Source organism: Streptomyces xanthophaeus (genome assembly GCF_030440515.1).
Lineage (GTDB): Bacteria > Actinomycetota > Actinomycetes > Streptomycetales > Streptomycetaceae > Streptomyces > Streptomyces kutzneri.
Window position 1 is genome coordinate 2,411,869 of sequence record NZ_CP076543.1, and the last position, 19,026, is coordinate 2,430,894.

Annotated in this window: 16 protein-coding genes; 4 read left to right on the plus strand and 12 right to left on the minus strand. The window is 73.2% G+C overall.

The window, feature by feature from the left end:
- Positions 1-10: 10 nt before the first annotated feature.
- The 8 genes from KO717_RS10110 to rimP all read right to left on the minus strand — a co-directional run bounded on the left by KO717_RS10110 (position 11) and on the right by rimP (position 11,011).
- Entirely contained in the window at positions 11-3,691 is a 3,681-nt protein-coding gene (locus KO717_RS10110; protein ID WP_301366083.1) for a serine protease, read from the minus strand.
- A gap of 244 nt (positions 3,692-3,935) precedes the next feature.
- The gene (truB, locus tag KO717_RS10115) at positions 3,936-4,844 is read right to left on the minus strand and encodes a tRNA pseudouridine(55) synthase TruB (protein ID WP_301366085.1); all 909 of its coding nucleotides are present in this window, start codon (positions 4,842-4,844) and stop codon (positions 3,936-3,938) included.
- Positions 4,841-5,302 carry a 30S ribosome-binding factor RbfA gene (gene rbfA / locus KO717_RS10120; protein WP_030708679.1) on the minus strand — a complete coding sequence of 154 codons (462 nt, stop codon included), beginning with the start codon at positions 5,300-5,302 and terminating at the stop codon, positions 4,841-4,843. The genes truB and rbfA overlap by 4 nt, the downstream gene beginning before the upstream one ends.
- Positions 5,303-5,330: 28 nt before the next feature.
- Positions 5,331-5,624 carry a DUF503 domain-containing protein gene (locus tag KO717_RS10125; protein ID WP_030011580.1) on the minus strand — a complete coding sequence of 98 codons (294 nt, stop codon included), beginning with the start codon at positions 5,622-5,624 and terminating at the stop codon, positions 5,331-5,333.
- A gap of 160 nt (positions 5,625-5,784) precedes the next feature.
- Positions 5,785-8,919: a translation initiation factor IF-2 gene (infB, locus tag KO717_RS10130; protein WP_301366090.1), complete on the minus strand. Its 3,135-nt coding sequence runs from the start codon at positions 8,917-8,919 to the stop codon at positions 5,785-5,787.
- Between the two features lie 126 nt (positions 8,920-9,045).
- Positions 9,046-9,354 carry a YlxR family protein gene (locus tag KO717_RS10135; RefSeq protein WP_301366092.1) on the minus strand — a complete coding sequence of 103 codons (309 nt, stop codon included), beginning with the start codon at positions 9,352-9,354 and terminating at the stop codon, positions 9,046-9,048.
- Positions 9,355-9,500: 146 nt separating this feature from the next.
- Entirely contained in the window at positions 9,501-10,511 is a 1,011-nt protein-coding gene (nusA, locus tag KO717_RS10140) for a transcription termination factor NusA (RefSeq protein WP_189745712.1), read from the minus strand.
- A 2-nt stretch (positions 10,512-10,513) separates the two neighbouring features.
- A complete protein-coding gene (gene rimP, locus KO717_RS10145; protein ID WP_301366095.1) occupies positions 10,514-11,011 on the minus strand; it encodes a ribosome maturation factor RimP in 498 nt (165 codons plus the stop codon).
- Positions 11,012-11,178: 167 nt separating this feature from the next.
- Between rimP and KO717_RS10150 the strand changes: the two genes are divergently transcribed.
- Genes KO717_RS10150 through KO717_RS10165 form a run of 4 tightly spaced genes read left to right on the plus strand, consistent with a single transcriptional unit; the run spans position 11,179 to position 14,106 of the window.
- Positions 11,179-11,721, plus strand: coding sequence for a hypothetical protein (locus KO717_RS10150; protein ID WP_301366096.1), 543 nt, complete (start codon positions 11,179-11,181; stop codon positions 11,719-11,721).
- Positions 11,718-12,185, plus strand: a complete 468-nt coding sequence (locus KO717_RS10155) for a ferritin-like domain-containing protein (RefSeq protein ID WP_301366097.1) — start codon at positions 11,718-11,720, stop codon at positions 12,183-12,185. Before KO717_RS10150 ends, KO717_RS10155 begins: the two co-directional genes overlap by 4 nt.
- A gap of 16 nt (positions 12,186-12,201) precedes the next feature.
- Entirely contained in the window at positions 12,202-13,104 is a 903-nt protein-coding gene (locus tag KO717_RS10160) for an aminoglycoside phosphotransferase family protein (RefSeq protein ID WP_301366099.1), read from the plus strand.
- A gap of 42 nt (positions 13,105-13,146) precedes the next feature.
- On the plus strand, positions 13,147-14,106 hold the full coding sequence (locus tag KO717_RS10165) for a slipin family protein (RefSeq protein ID WP_301366101.1): 960 nt from the start codon (positions 13,147-13,149) through the stop codon (positions 14,104-14,106).
- Between the two features lie 202 nt (positions 14,107-14,308).
- Here the strand turns inward: KO717_RS10165 and KO717_RS10170 are convergent, their stop codons facing one another.
- The 4 genes from KO717_RS10170 to ispG all read right to left on the minus strand — a co-directional run bounded on the left by KO717_RS10170 (position 14,309) and on the right by ispG (position 18,877).
- Positions 14,309-16,006, minus strand: a complete 1,698-nt coding sequence (locus KO717_RS10170) for a proline--tRNA ligase (protein WP_301366102.1) — start codon at positions 16,004-16,006, stop codon at positions 14,309-14,311.
- A gap of 42 nt (positions 16,007-16,048) precedes the next feature.
- A complete protein-coding gene (locus tag KO717_RS10175; RefSeq protein WP_301366104.1) occupies positions 16,049-16,591 on the minus strand; it encodes a GNAT family N-acetyltransferase in 543 nt (180 codons plus the stop codon).
- 126 nt (positions 16,592-16,717) lie between these two features.
- Positions 16,718-17,560 (minus strand): GNAT family N-acetyltransferase, encoded by an 843-nt coding sequence (locus KO717_RS10180; RefSeq protein ID WP_301366106.1) that lies wholly within the window; start codon positions 17,558-17,560, stop codon positions 16,718-16,720.
- Between the two features lie 159 nt (positions 17,561-17,719).
- Positions 17,720-18,877 (minus strand): flavodoxin-dependent (E)-4-hydroxy-3-methylbut-2-enyl-diphosphate synthase, encoded by a 1,158-nt coding sequence (ispG, locus tag KO717_RS10185; RefSeq protein ID WP_202199471.1) that lies wholly within the window; start codon positions 18,875-18,877, stop codon positions 17,720-17,722.
- Positions 18,878-19,026: the final 149 nt, after the last annotated feature.

Genomic DNA, 19,026 nt, shown 5'->3' on the forward strand with positions numbered 1-19,026 from the left:
GTGTCTGCCGTCACGTCACATCCGCGGCCGCCCTGCTCAGGGTCTCCACCGTCCGCCGGGCGCTGGGCCCGAGCAGGGCCGCCGCCTCCGCCTCCGCCGTCGCGAGCCAGCGGGCCACCAGCGCCCCGAAGACCGGTTCGGCCCGGGCCAGCTCCACCGTCCGCCGTTCGAAGACCGCCGCCCCGCCCGGGGCCCGCAGGAGCTGCCGCCCGGTCCGCCGCAGCAGCTCCCGCGTACGGTCCTCCGCCCGCCCGGCGGCCTTCGCCGCGAGGGCCCCGAGGAACGCGTCGAGCACGCCCGGATCGGTCTCCTCGCGCAGCAGGGTGTCGGCCAGCTCGCCCCGCAGCGGATACGAGGCCGCCCCGCCGGGCGCCGCCAGGACGACGGCCAGCTCGGCGCGCACTCCGGCCGGGGCGCCGAAGAGCAGGTCCAGGACCAGCGGCCGCACCACCGACGCGGCGGCCGGTCCCTGGTCGAGCCGCCGGTCCACGAAGAAGGCGGCGTGCGGCGCGTCACCGGGGCTGCGCGCGAGGTGCTCCCGTACGAGCTCGGCCGCGCGCCGGGCCAGCCCCGGTGTGGTCAGCGCGGCCAGGGCACGCACCACCTCCCCGTCGGCCCGGGCGCGCAGGGCGGCGAACACCTCGTCCGGATCGGGCAGTACGGGCAGGGCCGCGACCAGCGCCGCCGCGGGCAGCCTGGAGCCGAACCCGGGATCGCGGAAGCAGGCGAGGGCGTCGGGCAGGTAGCGGCCGCGCGCCTGCGGGTCGCGGAGCAGGATCGCGAGGGCGCTGCCGTGCAGGGTGGCGTCGGCGGGGCGGGCGAGCAGTGCCTGGGCGGCGTGGCGCAGCAGCTCGCGGTCGGCGGGGGTGCGCACGTGCGGGGCGGTGGCGAGCCCGTAGGAGGCGGCCGCGACCCGTCGCCCGGGCCGTTCGTCGTGCGCCCAGCGGTCGACGGCCCGGCACAGGGCCGAGGGCTCCTCCTCGGCGAGTACGGCGAGCAGCTCGTCGGCGCGCGGGTGCGCGGCGGTGACGAGCGCCTCGGTGAGGTCGTCCACGGCGAGGCTGCGGTGGGTGTGCAGCAGGGCCTGCGCGGCGGTGGCGACGGTGGCTCCGGGGCGGCCGCGCAGCCGGCGCCCGTCGCTGAACCAGGCGCAGAGCAGCGGCTGCGCGCGCTGCGGGTCACGGGCGAGGCGGCGGGCCGCGGCGTCGAGGTAGCGGTCGCCGGGGACCGCCTCGGCCGGGTCGGCGGGCAGCAGCCGGCGCAGCAGGTCGAGGCGGTCGGGCTCGGGCAGGCGGAGTCGGCTCCAGAACCAGCCGCCGAACTCCCCCGGGCCGGCGCGGGCCACGTGCTCGGCGAGGGCGTGCAGGACGGGGAGGTGGGGCCGGGCGTCGGGAGCCCGGAGCAGAGTCTCGCGCAGCAGCCGGGCGGCCCACCAGGCGCGGTCCGGGGTGGCCCGCTCCGGTTCCTCGGTGAAGCGGTTGAGCCGGTGGACCAGCCCGGTGAGCTCGCCGCGCAGCCGGTCGGGGGCCAGCCTGCGCAGGGCTTCCAGGACGGGCCCGATCCGGTGCCGGGGCACGGGCAGCCCGGGCTCGGCGGGGCCGTGGACGAGCAGGCCGAGGGCCGTCGGGACGTCCAGGTGGCCGGCCTGGATCCAGTCGGACAGCTCCTCGTGGGCGAAGCGGTAGCCGGGCCCGGCGGGCACCAGCAGTCCTTCGGTGAGCACGGCGGAGGCCCAGCCGGTGCGCCAGGGGAACAGCTCCTCGAAGGAGGCCCGGTCCAGCTGCCCCTGCCCGGGACCCAGAACGCGGCGCGCGGCCTCGTGGACCCGGCCGGCCACGCGCGCCGCGAGTCGCCTGACCCCGGGCCCGTGCACCCTGGCGCCCCCGGCGTCGGCGCAGGCCGCGGCGATGCGGACGGCGGTGCGCAGGCACAGCAGGTCCAGGTGCGCGGCGAAGACCTCGTCGCGGCCGGGGCGGCCGGCGGTGACCTCGGCGGCCCTGATCCCGGCGAGCAGGTGCAGGGTGAGCGGGTGCCGGGCGTCGGCCTCCCGTACGGCGTCGGCGGGGATGCCGAGGCGGGCCCGGGCGGTCTCGGCCTCGGCGGCGTCGAGGTCCGCGAGCGGGAGGGCGGGCGGCAGCCGCCGGGCGGCCCGGGCCGGGGTGTGCAGCGCCTCGGGCGGGTAGAGGGCGCCGGCTCCTTCCCAGTACTCGGGCCGGGCGGCGACGACCAGCCGGGCCCCGGTCGAGTGCAGCCACCCGGCGGTGGCGGTGGTCCAGGGTCCGAGCCGGTGGGCGAGTTCCGGCGGCATCTCCTCCGGGGCGTCCAGCACGACGAGCAGGCGGCGGCCCGCGCGGGCGACGACGTGCGCGAGGTGCGCTGCGGCCCCCGCCGGTCGGCTGCGCCGCTCGGCCGGGACCGTTCCGCCGGGGCCCGGCGCCGGCCGGCTGCATCCCTCGGCCGGTGCGGCTGCGCCGGGGCCGGGCGCCGGGTGGCTGGGCTGGGCGTCGGGCGGGGTCCCGCCGGGGCCGGGCGCGCGCCGGGGCGTCTCCTCGGGCGCCGAACGTGGCGAGGGGTCGGAATGCGCGGCGGCAGTGCGTTCGGCGCCCTGCGGGGAGCGCCCCGACACACACCCGGTCCCGTCGGAACCAGGGCTCGGGGAGCTCCCGGACCCGGCGGAGCCTGACCCGTCCGCGCCGTGCGGGGGAGGTTGCGGCACCCACCCGGCCCCGGCGGAAGCCGTGTCGACGATCCGGGCCGCCGCTGTCAGGGCCCGGGTCGCGGCGTCGGCCAGGGAGGTGTCGGTGGCGCGCAGGTCCGCGCCGCGCAGCCACAGGGTCGGCGCCGGGCAGGCGCCCCGCGCGCGGCGTACGGCCAGGGCGGCGAGAGCCGTGGTGCGGCCCGTGCCCGGGTCTCCCACGAGGCCGAGGACGGGGCGGTCCCCGGTGGTGAAGGCGGCCAGTTCGGCGGCGATGCCCGGGCGCTCCACGGGTTCCGGTTCGTCCGGGGAGAAGGAGGCTCCGAGCGTGGTCGCGGTCAGTTCCAGCGCCCCGGCGAGGTTCAGGTCGGCGCCGTGGCCGGGCACGGTGGCGGCATTGCGCTCCAGCAGTGCGGCCAGCGGGCCGTCCGGATCGGCGTCGGCCGCCGCCCGCAGGGCCACCGCGAAGCCTCCGGAGCGGTGTTCCGCCCGCAGAGCGGTGCCCACCACCGCGAGCACCGCTCCGGTCCCGGCATCGAGGACCGGGCCCCCGCAGGCCTCACCGCCCAGCAGCAGCGCGTCCCGGCCGTCGGTGCCGATCGCCAGCTCCACGGCCACGCCCGCGGGCACGGCGTGGGACCGGTCCGCCGCCCGGTAGCTGACCTCCGCGCCCCCCAGCACCCGCGCCTGCCGCCATCCCCGCGCGGGCAGCCGTACGTAGGTCCCGGGGTCGATCACCTCGCGCAGCGCCACCGGCAGCGGCCGCATCCCGAGCCCGTCGGTCCGTACCAGCGCCAGCGCGAGCCCCGGCAGGGCGGTCACGTCCGCCGCCCCGGCCAGCCAGCTCCGCCCGGCGGGTCCCGGCGCGTGCAGCACGATCCGGGTCAGCCCGTCGACGGCCTCGTGACTGGTGACCACCGTCCCGCGGTCGTCGGCGACGAATCCGCTGCCCCGCGTCCGCCCTGCGGGATCGCAGATCTTGACGAGCTCCGCCATGGCCGCACCACTCCCCGCACCGCTCCCCCGCAACACCCCGTGCTCACGACGGTAGGCAGGTGAAGATCAGCACGAAAAGCACGCGAGGCGAAAGCGCCCCCTTACGCTCCCTCCATTCACTCCGAGCGCCTGCTCGGACGGGTGAATACAGGGGGCCGGGTGGATAGAGACCTACCCGAGGGGGGTCGTGGAGCGGTGAGCGGCAGTCCATGTGCGCTCACCGCTCCACGTCGACACCCGATCGTCAGACGAAGACCGCGAGGGACTTCGCCTTTCCGTTCTTGCTCTCGACGAGCCCGAGCAGCTGCCCCTGCGGCCCGAAGACCGCGACCGTGCGGCCGGCCTCGTACTGCTCCGGCATGTCGATCCGCACGCCGTTGGCGAGCAGCGACGCCCGCCGGGAGTCGAGGTCCCAGCGCGGGAAGGCCGCGGCGGCCGCCTCGCCGATGGGCATGACGGTCAGCTCCTCCTGGAGCTGGTCCAGGGTCCGTGCCTTGTCGAGCTTGTACGGGCCCACCCGCGTGCGGCGCAGCGCGGTCAGGTGCCCGCCGACGCCGAGGTCGGCGCCCAGGTCGCGGGCGAGGGCGCGGATGTACGTACCGCTGGAGCAGACGACGGAGACGACGAGGTCGACGACCTTCGTGCCGTCCTCGGCCTCCGCCTCGCGCATGTCGTACACCTGGAACGACGAGATGGTCACCGGCCGGGCCGGGATCTCGAAGTCCTCGCCGTCGCGGGCGCGCTTGTAGGAGCGCACGCCCTTGATCTTGATGGCGCTGACCTTGGACGGGACCTGCATGATCTCGCCGGACAGCTTGGCGATACCCGCGTCCACGGCGTCCCGGGTGACCCCGGTGGCGTCCGTGGAGGAGGTGATCTCGCCTTCGGCGTCGTCCGTCAGGGTGTCCTGGCCCAGCCGGATCGTGCCGAGGTACTCCTTCTCCGTGAGCGCGAGGTGGCCGAGGAGCTTGGTGGCCTTCTCCACGCCCAGGACCAGCACGCCGGTCGCCATCGGGTCGAGCGTGCCGGCGTGGCCGACGCGGCGGGTCTTGGCGATCCCGCGCATCTTGGCGACCACGTCGTGCGAAGTGAAGCCGGACGGCTTGTCGACGATGACAAGGCCGTCCGGAGTCTTCCCTGCGTTGGTGCTCATTCCGCGGCTGCGTCCTCGTCGGAGTCGTCGGCGTCCTCACCGGGCTTCTTGTACGGGTCGGCGTCGCCGGCGTACTGCGCGCCGGAGGACACCTCGCGCACCTGGGCGTCGGAGGTCCGCGCCTTTTCGAGGAGGTCCTCGATGGTCTTGGCGTTCTCCGGGAGGGCGTCCGCCACGAAGGTCAGGGTGGGCGTGAACTTGGTTCCCGCCGCCCGGCCGACCGCGGAGCGCAGGACGCCCTTGGCGCTCTCCAGGCCCGCTGCCGCGCTGGCGCGGTCCTCGTCGTCCCCGTAGACCGTGTAGAAGACCGTGGCCTCCCGCAGGTCGCCGGTGACCCGGGTGTCCGTGATGGTCACGTGCGTACCGAGGCGGGGGTCCTTGACTCCGCGCTGCAGCTTCTCGGCCACCACCTCCCGGATGAGGTCCGCCAGCTTCTTCGCCCGCGCATTGTCGGCCACTGGTCCGTCTCCTTCTTATGTCTTGCTATCAGTCTTCATCACCGTGGAGGCGCCGTCGTACGGACAGCAGCTCCACTTCCGGACGTGCCGCGACCAGCCGCTCGCAGCGGTCGAGTACGTCCGAGAGGAACCCCGCGTCCCCACTCACCAGAGCGACCCCGAGCCGGGCCCTGCGGTGCAGGTCCTGGTCGCCCACTTCAGCCGCGCTCACGGAGAACTTGCGTTGGAGCTCGGCCACGATGGGCCGGACCACGGAGCGTTTCTCCTTCAGCGAGTGAACGTCGCCGAGGAGCAGATCGAAGGACAGAGTCCCCACGTACATGCAGTTCCGGATATCCCGCCGGTGCGGGTTCGGTGGCCTGCCGGCCGTCGCTCGGCAGGGTCACCAGAACCGTACACGCAACGGCCGGGGCCGATCGACGGATATTCCGCCGACCGGCCCCGGTGTTACGAGCTACGACACGGTGCGATGTGCCTCGCGCTTACGCGCGCGGCTTCTCGCGCATCTCGTACGTCGCGATGACGTCGTCGATCTTGATGTCGTTGAAGGAACCGAGGTTGATACCACCCTCGAAGCCCTCGCGGATCTCGGTGACGTCGTCCTTGAAGCGGCGCAGACCGGAGATGGTGAGGTTCTCGGCGATGACCTTGCCATCGCGCAGGAGCCGCGCCTTGGTGTTGCGCTTGACCTCGCCGGACCGGATGAGGACACCGGCGATGTTGCCCAGCTTGGACGAGCGGAAGATCTCGCGGACCTCCGCCGTACCGAGCTCGACCTCTTCGTACTCCGGCTTGAGGAGACCCTTCAGGGCCGCCTCGATCTCCTCGATGGCCTGGTAGATCACCGAGTAGTAGCGAACGTCGACGCCCTCGCGGTCCGCCATCTGCGCGGCACGGCCGGCCGCACGGACGTTGTAACCGATGACGATGGCGTCGGAGCCCATCGCCAGCGAGATGTCGGACTCGGTGACCGCACCCACACCGCGGTGCAGGACCCGGATGTCGACCTCTTCACCGACGTCGAGCTGGAGCAGCGAGGACTCGAGAGCCTCGACCGCACCGGACGCGTCGCCCTTGATGATGAGGTTGAGTTCCTGGACCAGACCGGCCTTGAGCACGGAGTCGAGGTCCTCGAGGGACACGCGACGGACGCGCTTGGCGAAGTTGGCGTTGCGCTCACGCGCAGCACGCTTCTCGGCGATCTGACGGGCCGTACGGTCCTCGTCCACGACGAGGAAGTTGTCGCCGGCGCCGGGGACGTTGGTGAGACCCAGGACCAGGACGGGGGTCGACGGACCCGCTTCCTCGACGTTGTTGCCCTTGTCGTCGAGCATGGCGCGCACACGGCCGTAGGCGTCGCCCACGACCATCGTGTCGCCGACGCGGAGGGTACCGCGCTGGACGAGGACGGTGGCAACGGCACCGCGGCCGCGGTCGAGGTGGGACTCGATCGCAATACCCTGAGCGTCCTGCTCCGGGTTGGCGCGGAGGTCGAGCGAGGCGTCGGCGGTGAGGACGACGGCCTCGAGCAGGGAGTCGATGTGCAGACCCTGCTTGGCGGAGATGTCGACGAACATCGTGTCGCCGCCGTACTCCTCGGCGACCAGACCGAACTCGGTGAGCTGACCGCGCACCTTGACCGGGTCGGCACCTTCGACGTCGATCTTGTTGACCGCGACGACGATCGGGACGCCGGCGGCCTTGGCGTGGTTGAGCGCCTCGATCGTCTGCGGCATGACGCCGTCGTTGGCCGCGACCACGAGGATCGCGATGTCGGTCGACTTCGCACCACGGGCACGCATGGCGGTGAACGCCTCGTGACCCGGGGTGTCGATGAAGGTGATGCGACGCTCTTCGTCGTTGACCTCGGTGGAGACCTGGTACGCACCGATGTGCTGCGTGATGCCGCCGGCCTCGCCCGCAACGACGTTCGTCTTGCGGATGGCGTCGAGCAGTCGGGTCTTACCGTGGTCGACGTGACCCATGACGGTCACGACCGGCGGACGCGGCATGAGGTATTCCTCGCCGCCCTCGTCCTCGCCGAACTCGATGTCGAAGCCCTCGAGGAGCTCGCGGTCCTCTTCCTCCGGGCTGACGATCTGGACGACGTAGTTCATCTCGCCGGCCAGCATTTCGAGCGTCTCGTCGGAGACGGACTGCGTGGCAGTGACCATCTCGCCGAGGTTCATCATCACGGCGACGAGCGACGCCGGGTTGGCGTTGATCTTCTCCGCGAAGTCGGTGAGGGAGGCACCGCGCGACAGGCGCACGGTCTCGCCGCCACCGCGCGGCAGCATCACGCCGCCGACGGACGGGGCCTGCATGGCCTCGTACTCCTGGCGCCTCTGACGCTTGGACTTGCGACCACGACGGGCCGGACCACCGGGACGGCCGAAGGCGCCCTGCGTGCCACCACGGGCACCGGGACCACCGGGACGACCACCGAAGCCGGGACGACCGCCGCCACCGGCACCCGCCGGACCGCCGCCGAAGCCGCCGCCACCGGGACGCGGGCCGCCGAAGCCGCCACCGCCGCCGGGACGCGAGCCCGGACCGGCCGGACGGCCGGCGAAGCCGCCGCCCGCGGGACGACCGGCACCGCCGGGACGGCCTGCGCCGCCCGCACCGGGACCACGGCCACCGGGGCCGCCACCGGGACGGGGACCGGGACCGCCGGCAGCGGGACGCTGCGGCATCATGCCCGGGTTCGGACGGTTACCACCGGGAGCACCGCCGGGACGCGGGGCGCCGCCCTGCGGACGCGGCATGCCGCCCGGGGTCGGACGGGCGCCGCCGGGACCCTGCGGACGCGGAGCGCCGCCGGGACCACCCTGCGGGCGGGGAGCACCCTGGCCGCCACCGGCGCCGGGGGCACCGGGACGGGGCGCGCCGGCCGGACGGGGCGCCTGGGGGCGCGCCATGCCGGTGGAGCCGCCGGAGGTGAAGGGGTTGTTGCCCGGGCGGGGACCCGCCGGACGGGCACCCTGCGGACGCGGCGCCTGGGAGCCGGGGGCTCCGGCGGGACGCTGCGTCTGGGCACCGGGAGTGGCGCCGGCCGGGCGCGGGGCGCCGGGACGGGCACCGGCCTGGCCACCCTGACCCTGGGCCGGACGCTGCTGCGCCGGACGGGGGCCGGGAGCCGCGGCGGGACGCTCGGTGCGCGCCGGGGCGGCGGGGGCCGCCGGAGGCGCGGAGAACTCGGTCGCCACGGGCGCCGCCGGAGCGGGCTTCGGGGCGGCCGGAGCCTTCGGGCCGGGACGCGGGCCGGAGGCGGCCGGAGTCACCGGGGCGGGCGCTGCGGCGGCCGGAGCCTCCGCGACGACCGGCTTGGGGGCCGGTGCGCCGGGCTTCGGCGCAGCGGGACGTGCAGCGGCACCCGGGGTCGGGACCCCGGGCTTGGCGGGCGCGGCCTTGCGGGGCGCACCCGGCTTCGCGGCGGACTTGCCGGCGTTGCCGCCGGGGCCCTGCAGCGCGTCGGTCAACTTGCGTACAACCGGCGCCTCGATCGTCGAGGACGCCGAACGGACGAACTCACCGAGTTCCTGGAGCTTGGCCATGACGACCTTGCTCTCAACTCCGAACTCCTTGGCGAGTTCGTATACCCGGACCTTAGCCACTTCGCTCCTTTTAGGTCCGGGTTACGCCGGACCGTCGCTACTTCATGGGCGTACTCATCGCGTACTCATCGAGTGCTCATCGCAATCTCGACCTACTTCCAACTCGCGAGGTACCTGACCGCACGGTTATCCGTGCCGTACTACTTCTCTTACGGTGTGCCCGGCCTCACCGGCCACGGCTTTGCGCAGGTTCTCCGTGTCGAGCGCTCCGGCGGACCGAAGGGCCCGGGGGAACGCTCGGCGGCGAATCGCCTGGTCGAGGCAGACCGCGGCGGGGTGCACATAAGCACCCCGTCCCGGCCGCGTACCGCGTGGATCGGGAACGCATGCGTCCCCGTCCGCCACGACGCGCAGCAGATCGTTCTTGGCCGCTCGCTCCCGACACCCCACACAGGTGCGTTCGGGGCATGCGCGGGCTTGCGTCCGGCCAGACACGCCTAAGTCTACCTCCCCGCACCGACCTCTCTCCCTGCAAGTCGCGGGGGAAAGATCGAACGGCTGTCGTGTTGTCTTGATATCCGCTGCCGGAGCAGCGGCCGTGCACCCTGTCTACCGTCCGGGGAAGCCCGGACGGTACCGGTTTATTCCCCGCCCCGGTCCCGGTCGGCGTCCGGGGACGCCTCGGTGTCGGGACGGATGTCGATGCGCCAGCCGGTGAGCCGCGCGGCGAGGCGGGCGTTCTGGCCCTCCTTGCCGATGGCCAGCGACAGCTGGTAGTCCGGCACGGTCACCCGCGCGGACCGGGAATCCCAGTCGACGACCTCGACCTTGCTCACCCGGGCGGGTGACAGCGCGTTCGCGACCATCTCCGCCGGGTCGTCCGACCAGTCGACGATGTCGATCTTCTCGCCGTGCAGTTCGGCCATCACGTTGCGCACGCGGCTGCCCATCGGGCCGATGCAGGCGCCCTTGGGGTTCAGGCCCGAACGGGTGGACCGGACGGCGATCTTGGTGCGGTGACCGGCCTCACGGGCGATCGCAGAGATCTCGACGCTGCCGTCGGCGATCTCCGGGACCTCCAGCGAGAAGAGCTTCTTCACGAGGTTGGGGTGGGTGCGCGAGAGGGTCACGGACGGACCGCGGACACCCTTCGCCACCCGCACGACGTACGCCTTCAGGCGCAGACCGTGCGTGTACTCCTCGCCGGGGACCTGCTCCTGCACCGGCAGGATGGCCTCCAGCTTGCCGATGTCGACGAGGACGTTCTTGGGGTCCTTGCCCTGCTGGACGACGCCGGTGATGACGTCGCCCTCACGGCCGGCGAACTCGCCGAAGGTCAGGTCGTCCTCGGCGTCACGCAGACGCTGCAGGATCACCTGCTTGGCGGTCGTCGCGGCGATCCGGCCGAAGTCCGACGGGGTGTCGTCGAACTCCTTGGGCTCCTGGCCCTCTTCGAGATCTCTCGGGTCTTCCGTCGCCCACACGACCACGTGACCGTTGGTGCGGTCCAGCACGACGCGAGCGCGGCGGAAGCTCCCCTCGGTCCGGTGGTACGCGATGAGGAGGGCCGACTCGATCGCTTCGACGAGCAGGTCGAAGGAGATCTCCTTCTCCCGGACCAGACCCCGCAGGGCACTCATGTCGATGTCCACGGCTACGCCTCCTCTTCCTTCTTGTCCTTGCGGTTGAACTCGATCTCGACACGCGCCTTGGCGATGTCGGTGAATGCGATGCGCCGGGCGGTCGCCTTGCGGCCCTTCACGCCCGGTACTTCGAGGTCCAGGCCCTCGTCGTCGGCCTCGAGGATGCGGGCGACGAGTTCCCCGCCCTCTGCCAGCTGGAACTTCACGAGGCGGCCGATGGCCCGTACGTAGTGACGGTGGTCGGTCAGCGGGCGGTCGGCGCCCGGCGAGCTGACTTCGAGGACGTACTCGTCCTCACCCATCACATCGGTTTCGTCGAGCTTGTCGGAGACCTCGCGACTCAGCTCCGCACACGCGTCCAGCTCCACGCCCTCGTCGGAGTCCACGATGATCCGCAGCATCCGGCGCTTGCCCGCCCGCGACATCTCGATCTCTTCGAGGTCCAGGCCCTTGGCGGCGACGAGCGGCTCCAGCAGTCCGCGCAGCCTGTCGCTCTGGGTGGTGCTCATCCGGGTGACTCCTCGGCCGCGTGTGCTGTTGTGATTTCCGTCGTGTGTCAGGTCAAAGGGTATCCGGTGTCGGAGGGTGTTGCCGTCCGCCCTGTGGACAGGGCCCCGGGTACCGTGATCACACCCTGCCCCGCCATCAGCCCCGTCATCACCCGGAGGACGTCGCCGTGCCCTGGACTCTGCCTTCGCGACCCTCGCGCAGGAGCCTGCTCGCCGGTACGGCCGGTGCGGCCGGTGCCGCGCTGCTGACCGGGTGCTCCGGCGGGCGCGCGACCGACGCCGCCCTCACGATTCCACTCGAACGGCGGATGCGGGAGAGCGCCGTCCGTGACAGTACGCGACTGCTGGAACGTTACGACGCCACGGCGGCCGCCCACCCGGCCCTGTCCGCGCGGCTCGCTCCGCTGCGCGCCGCCGTCGCCGCCCACACCGCGGCCCTGTCCCTCACCCCTTCGGCCCCGCCGTCCCCCTCCCCGTCCGGGTCCGGCGGTACGGGTGCCGCCGCGCCCGCGGCGAGCGGCGAGCCGGTGCCGCCGGCACCCGCCGAGGCCCTGACCGCACTCGCGGACGCCGAGCGGAGCCTGTCCGAATCCCGGACCATCGACCTGGCCGGGGCCCCCGGGGAGCTGGCCCGGCTGCTGGCCTCGGTGGCCGCCTGCGGCGCCGTACACGCGTACCTGCTGACCTCGAACCCCGGAGCCACCTCGTGAAGCCCGAACCCTCGCCCGCCGGCCGGGCCCTGGAGGCCGCCCAGGCCGCGCTCGCGGCCGAACACGCGGCCGCGTACGGCTACGGGGTGATCGGCGCCCGGTCCACCGGCGACCGCGCCAAGCAGGCCCGGGAGGCGTACGGCGGCCACCTCGCGCGGCGCGACGCGCTCGCCCGGACCGTACGGGAGCTGGGCGGCGCGCCGCGCCCCTCGGAGGCCGCGTACGCCCTGCCGTTCGAGGTGCGCACCCCGGCCGACGCCGGGCGGCTGGCCGCCGAGATCGAGGACCGGGTGGCCGGCGCGTACTCCGATCTGGTGCGCGCGGCGGAGGGTCCGCTGCGCCGCGAGGCGGCCGACGCGCTGAGCGCGGCGGCAGTGCGCGCGGCACGCTGGCGTGGTGTCGGCGTAGCCTTCCCTGGGCTCACGGAACGCGCTGACGAGGCGCAACGGGCCCAGCACAGCTGAAAGGGACCACGCACGCATGGCTTTCGAACCGCCGCAGCGGCTTGTACGGGCGCTCGGCGAGATGCCGGAGACGGCGCAGGACAAGGACTGGCTGGGGCAGTTGCCCCGACTCACCGAGGCCGCGCTGTCCCGGCGCGGGGTGGAGGCCCGGCGGGTGCAGGCCCCGGGAGGCCGCAGCAGTCTGGTGGTCCTCGTCACGTACGCCGACGGGACCCCGGCCGCACTGAAGCTGGCTCCCCCGCACGCCCGGCCCGACCGCGAGCTGGCCGCGCTGGCCCACTGGGGCGGTTTCGGGGCGGTACGGGTCCTCGACACGCGGCATCACGACGACGACGGGGCGCTGCTGCTGGAGCGGCTGCACCCGGAGGTGTCGCTGCGGTCCCTGCCGGAGGCGAAGGCCCTGCTGGAGGCGAGCGGCACGCTGCGCAGGCTGTGGGTGGCGCCGCCGGCCGGGCACGGGTGGGAGACGGTGGCGGAGCGCACCGCGTGGCAGTCGGAGGCGCTGCGGGCGGCCCCGGCAGAGACCCGGGACCTGGCGGACACCGCGCTGGCGATGCGGGCGGAGCTGGTGGCGGCCCCGCCGGAGGAACTGCTGCTGCACGGGAACTTCCGGCAGGGCAAGGTGCTGGCGGGCGAACGGGCTCCGTGGCTGACGGTGGGCCCCGATCCGCTGGTCGGCGAGCGGGCGTACGACCTGGCACGGCTGGTCCGGGACCGGCTGGAGGACCAGGTGGCCTCCTCGGCGGGGGCGGCGGGGGCCCGGCGCCGGGTGAACAAGCTGGCGGACGCGCTGGAGGTGGACCGGGAGCGGCTGCGGGGCTGGACGCTGTTCCGGGCGGTGGAGTCGGGCAACCGCGCCCTGGCCGCCGGGCGCCGGCGAGACGCGGAACTGCTGCTGGAGTTCGCCGCCTGGTTGTAGGGCATACCGTAGATATCGAGGTATGTCCGGCAGGGGGCCGTCATGGTCGAAGAACTGCTGACAGCGGCCATCGCCACGGGTGTGGGTGTCGCGGTCTACGTGGGCGCCGCCGCCCGGGTGGTGAAGCAGTACGAGCGGGGCCTGGTCTTCCGCTTCGGCAGGCTGCGCGAGGAGGTCCGCGGGCCCGGCTTCACGACGATCGTGCCCTTCGTGGAGCGGCTCCGTAAGGTGAACATGCAGATCGTGACGCTGCCGGTGCCCGCCCAGGAGGGCATCACCCGGGACAACGTCACGGTGCGGGTGGACGCGGTCGTGTACTTCAAGGTCGTCGACCCGGCGAGCGCGATCGTGGCGGTGGAGGACTACCGCTTCGCCGTCTCGCAGATGGCGCAGACCTCGCTCAGGTCGATCATCGGAAAGTCGGACCTGGACGATCTGCTGTCGAACCGGGAGATGCTCAACCAGGGCCTGGAGCTGATGATCGACAGCCCGGCGGTGGGCTGGGGCGTGCAGATCGACCGGGTCGAGATCAAGGACGTCTCGCTGCCGGAGACGATGAAGCGGTCGATGGCCCGGCAGGCGGAGGCGGACCGGGAGCGCCGGGCGCGCGTGATCAACGCGGACGCGGAGCTGCAGGCCTCGCACAAGCTCGCCGAGGCGGCGGAGGTCATGTCGGAGCAGCCGGCGGCGTTGCAGTTGCGTCTGCTCCACACGATCGTGGCGGTCGCCGCCGAGAAGAACTCCACGCTGGTGCTGCCGTTCCCGGTGGAGCTGTTGCGCTTCCTCGAGCGCTCGGCCCCTCCGCCCGCGGCGGCTCCCGCGCGGGAGGAACCGGCCCCGGCCGGCCCGGCTTCCGAAGGCCCCGGGCCGGCCGAGGTCGCGGATGCGGACGTCGACGCGCTCGACGCAGCCTTGGCTCCGGACGCGCTGGAGGGCCCGGTGGACGGCCTGATGCTGGACGCGCGACCGCCGGAGGAGGAGCGGGAGGGGCTGCGCGAGTAGCGCTGCGCGGAGCCCTCTCCCCACCCCGCGGTTTCCCGGGCTCTGCCCGGACCCGCGCCTCAAACGCCGGCGGGGCTGAAACTGCGCTCCGCGCGACCCGGCCCGCCGGCTCCATGCCGGTCCGGCCGGACATATCCAGCCCCGCCGGCGTCTGAGGCGCGGCTTCCGGGGCGGAGCCCCGGGAGGCGGGCCGCAGTAGGCGCTACGACGTCAGGCGGGACAGGGCTTGCGCCAGGGGGAGTTCCTCGCGGGTGCCCGACGCGCGGTGCTGGAGTTCGACCACCCCGTCGGCCGAGCGGCGGCCCGCCACCAGGATCCACGGGACGCCGATCAGTTCCGCGTCCGTGAGCTTCACGCCGGGCGACAGGCCCGGGCGGTCGTCCAGCAGCACCCGCAGACCCGCCGCGGCCAGGGCCGTCGCCGCCTCCTCCGCCAGCGCCAGCGGCACCGCCTTGCCCGCCGCCACCACGTGGACGTCGGCCGGGGCCACCGCCGCGGGCCAGCACAGGCCGCGCTCGTCCGCCGTCTGCTCGGCCAGCGCCGCCACCGCACGCGAGACGCCGATGCCGTACGAACCCATCGTGACCCGGACCGGCTTGCCCTCGCGGCCGAGCACGTCCAGCCCGAAGGCGTCGGCGTACTTGCGGCCCAGCTGGAAGATGTGCCCGATCTCGATGGCCCGGTCGAGCTTCAGCCCCGCCCCGCAGGACGGGCAGGGGTCGCCCGGCTCCACGACCACCACGTCCAGGTACCGGTCGACCTCGAAGTCCCGTCCGCAGACCACGTTCCGGGCGTGCGTGTCCGCCCGGTTGGCCCCCGTGACCCACGAAGTGCCGGGCGCGACACGGGGGTCGGCCAGGTAGCGGACCTTCTCCAGACCCTGCGGGCCCACGTAGCCGCGTACCAGGTCCGGGCGGCCTTCGAAGTCCTCGGCCGTCACCAACTCCACCACCGCCGGGGCGAGGTGCTCGCCCAGCTTGCCGAGGTCCACCTCCCGGTCCCCCGGCACGCCCACGGCCGTGATCTCGCCGTCGACCTTGACCAGGAGGTTCTTCAGCGTCGCCGAGGCGGGTACGCCCAGGTGCGCGGCCAGGGTCTCGATCGTCGGGGTGTCCGGGGTGTCCACCTCCTCCAGCGGCAGGTGCTCGGCGGTCACGGGAGCCAGGGCGAAGGTCACGGCCTCCGTGTTCGCCGCGTAGTCGCAGGACGGGCAGTCCACGAAGGTGTCCTCGCCCGCCTCGGCCGGGGCCAGGAACTCCTCCGACGCCGAGCCGCCCATCGCGCCCGAGACGGCCGACACGATCCGGTGGTCCAGGCCGAGCCGCTCGAAGATGCGGACGTACGCCTCGCGGTGGAGCCGGTAGGACTCCTCGAGGCCTTCGTCGGACACGTCGAAGGAGTACGAGTCCTTCATCTGGAACTCGCGCCCGCGCAGCACCCCGGACCGGGGCCGTGCCTCGTCGCGGTACTTGGTCTGGATCTGGTACAGCATGACCGGCAGGTCCTTGTAGGAGGTGCACTGGTCCTTCACCACGAGGGTGAAGATCTCCTCGTGCGTCGGCCCGAGCAGGTAGTCCGCCCCCTTGCGGTCCTTGAGCCGGAACAGCAGGTCCCCGTACTCCGACCAGCGCCCGCTGACCTCGTACGGCTCCTTCGGCAACAGGGCCGGGAGCAGCACCTCCTGGGCCCCGATCGCGTCCATCTCCTCGCGGACGACGCGCGAGACGTTGTCCAGGACCCTCTTGCCGAGCGGCAGCCAGGTCCAGACCCCGGCCGAGCTGCGCCGGACGTAGCCGGCGCGGACCAGGAGCCGGTGGCTGAGGGTTTCGGCGTCGGCCGGGTCCTCGCGGAGGGTCTTGGCCATGAGGCGGGACATGCGCTGCACGTGTTGCGTAGACATGTCGGGAGATTACCGGGGGCCCGGCGGCGCGCGGTACCGGTTTCAGGGCCTGCTCAGCGGCAGGGTGGCGCCCATGACGGCGTACGGCAGGCTCGCGCTCGGGAAGTGGACCTGGCGGGCGAGGTCGGTGTAGCCGAGGGCCCGGTAGAGGCCGCGGGCGGGGCTCTCGGTGTCGATGGCGGAGAGGATCGAGCGGGGCTCGGCGGCGTCGTCGGTGATGCCGGTGATGAGGGCGCGGCCGACGCCGTGGCCCTGGAAGCCGGGGTGGACGTGCAGCTCGGTGATCACGAAGGAGCCGTCGAGCCAGTCCTCGTGCCCGCCGGCCCGCAGGTAGGGCTCGACGATGGTGGACCACCAGTGGGTGCGGTCGTTCGGCATCCCGTACACGAATCCGGTGAGCGCTCCGTCCTCGGCGAACGCCCCGAGGGCGCGGGCGCCGCGGCAGGTCATGTGGCGCTGGACGATGTAGCGCCGGATGCCGACCTCCTCCTCGCTGAGGCCGAAGGCGACGGCCTGCACGCGCAGGGCCTCGTCCACGCGGGCGGCGAGGTCGAGGGGACCGATGCGGACTCCGGAAGGCAGCATGCGGCGACCTTACTTCGCGGTACGGGGCTGCCGGAATGCCATAGCCGGGGTCCGTGGCCGGCCTTTCGGATCAGGTGCGGCCGGGTGCCGGAACCGGGTGCCGGGACCGGGTGTCGGAACCGGGCGTCAGAAGAGCACGCTCATGAACGCGCCGACCTCGCGGAAGCCCACGCGGCGGTAGGCCGCCCGGGCTGCGGTGTTGAAGTCGTTCACGTAGAGGCTGACCACGGGAGCGACGTCGCGCAGCGCGTACTCGACGACGGCGGCCATCCCGGTCTCCGAGTGGCCCTGGCCCCGGAAGTCGGGGTCCACCCACACGCCCTGGATCTGGCAGGCGCGGGCGGTGGCGGCGCCGATCTCGGCCTTGAAGACGACCTTGCCGTCGTCGACGCGGGCGAAGGAACGGCCACTGGCGACGAGCTCGGCGACGCGGGCCTGGTAGAGCAGCCCGCCGTCACCGGCCATCGGCGAGATGCCGACCTCCTCGGTGAACATGGCCACGCAGGCGGGCATGATCAGGTCCATCTCGTCCTTGCGGATCCGGCGGACCCGCGGGTCGGACTCGACCGTGGTGGACGGGCGCTCGATGACCATGAGCGGCTGGTGCGAGCGGACCTCGCGGGCGGGTCCCCAGCTGGGCTCCAGGAGCTGCCACAGCAGCCGGGTGGACCCGGCGGGGCCGACGATGGAGGAGCAGCGGCGGCCGGTGCGGCGGGCCCGGTCGGCGAAGGCGCGTACGGCGTCGGGTCCGGCGCAGACGGGGACCAGGTTGGCGCCCGCGTAGCAGAGCGAGCGGAGCTCGCCGTCGGCGTACCAGCCCCACATCTCGCCGCCCAGGCGCCAGGGGTCGAGTCCGGCGACCTGGACCCGGGAGGTGACGAAGGCGTTCTCGACCGGCTCGCGTCCGAGGATGTCCATCGCGGCGTCGAGATCACTGGGCTCAAGGACCCGGGTGGTGGTCTGCGTCAACACTGGGGCCTCACCATGCAAGTCTGCTGATCTCCGCACTGTACCCGGCGGGGCCCGGGGATGCCGCGTCCGAGGTCACGAAAGAGCCCCGGACCGCCCCCGAACTGCGGGAACGGTGCCGGGGCCACTGACGACGGGACCCGGTCCGGGCCCGGAGGATCAGACGCCGATGGCGACGGTGGGCTCGCCGCTCATCACGCCGTCCGCCTCCATCTGCGCCGCGATCTTCATGGCCTCTTCGATGAGGGTCTCCACGATCTTCGACTCGGGGACGGTCTTGATGACCTCGCCCTTCACGAAGATCTGGCCCTTGCCGTTGCCGGAGGCGACGCCGAGGTCGGCCTCACGGGCCTCGCCGGGGCCGTTGACGACGCAGCCCATGACCGCGACGCGCAGCGGGACCTCCATGCCCTCCAGGCCCGCCGTGACCTCCTCGGCCAGCTTGTAGACGTCGACCTGGGCGCGGCCGCAGGACGGGCAGGAGACGATCTCCAGGCGGCGCGGCTTGAGGTTCAGCGACTCCAGGATCTGGATGCCGACCTTGACCTCCTCCGCCGGCGGGGCGGAGAGGGAGACGCGGATGGTGTCGCCGATGCCCTCGGAGAGCAGTGCGCCGAAGGCGACGGCGGACTTGATCGTGCCCTGGAAGGCGGGGCCGGCCTCAGTGACGCCCAGGTGCAGCGGGTAGTCGCAGGCGGCGGCGAGCTGGCGGTAGGCGTTGACCATGACGACCGGGTCGTTGTGCTTGACCGAGATCTTGATGTCGCCGAAGCCGTGCTCCTCGAAGAGGGAGGCTTCCCACAGCGCGGACTCGACGAGCGCCTCGGGGGTGGCCTTGCCGTACTTCTTCAGCAGTCGGGCGTCGAGGGAGCCGGCGTTCACACCGATGCGGATCGGCGTGCGCGTCTCGTTCGCGGCCTTCGCGATCTCCTTGACCTTGTCGTCGAACTGCTTGATGTTGCCCGGGTTCACGCGGACCGCGGCGCAGCCGGCGTCGATCGCGGCGAACACGTACTTCGGCTGGAAGTGGATGTCGGCGATGACCGGGATCTGCGACTTCTTGGCGATCACGGCGAGCGCGTCGGCGTCGTCCTGCGTCGGGCACGCCACGCGGACGATGTCGCAGCCGGAGGCGGTGAGCTCGGCGATCTGCTGGAGCGTCGCCCCGATGTCGGAGGTCCTGGTGGTGGTCATCGACTGCACGGAGATCTGTGCGTCGCCGCCGACGGCCACCTTGCCGACCTGGATCTTGCGGCTGACCCTGCGGTCGGCAAGCTTCGTCGGCACGGCCGGCATTCCGAGAGAGATGGCAGTCATCTGCTGTGCAACCCCAAGGTGTGGATCAAGGTCCCGAGATCGGCGGGCTCCAGGCTTCGAGATTACGCCAACCAAGGCGCGGCCCGTGCATCCGAGGGGTGCGCCACCCGAACGTAGGGAGCCGGGCACGATCCGTGCCCGGCTCCCGT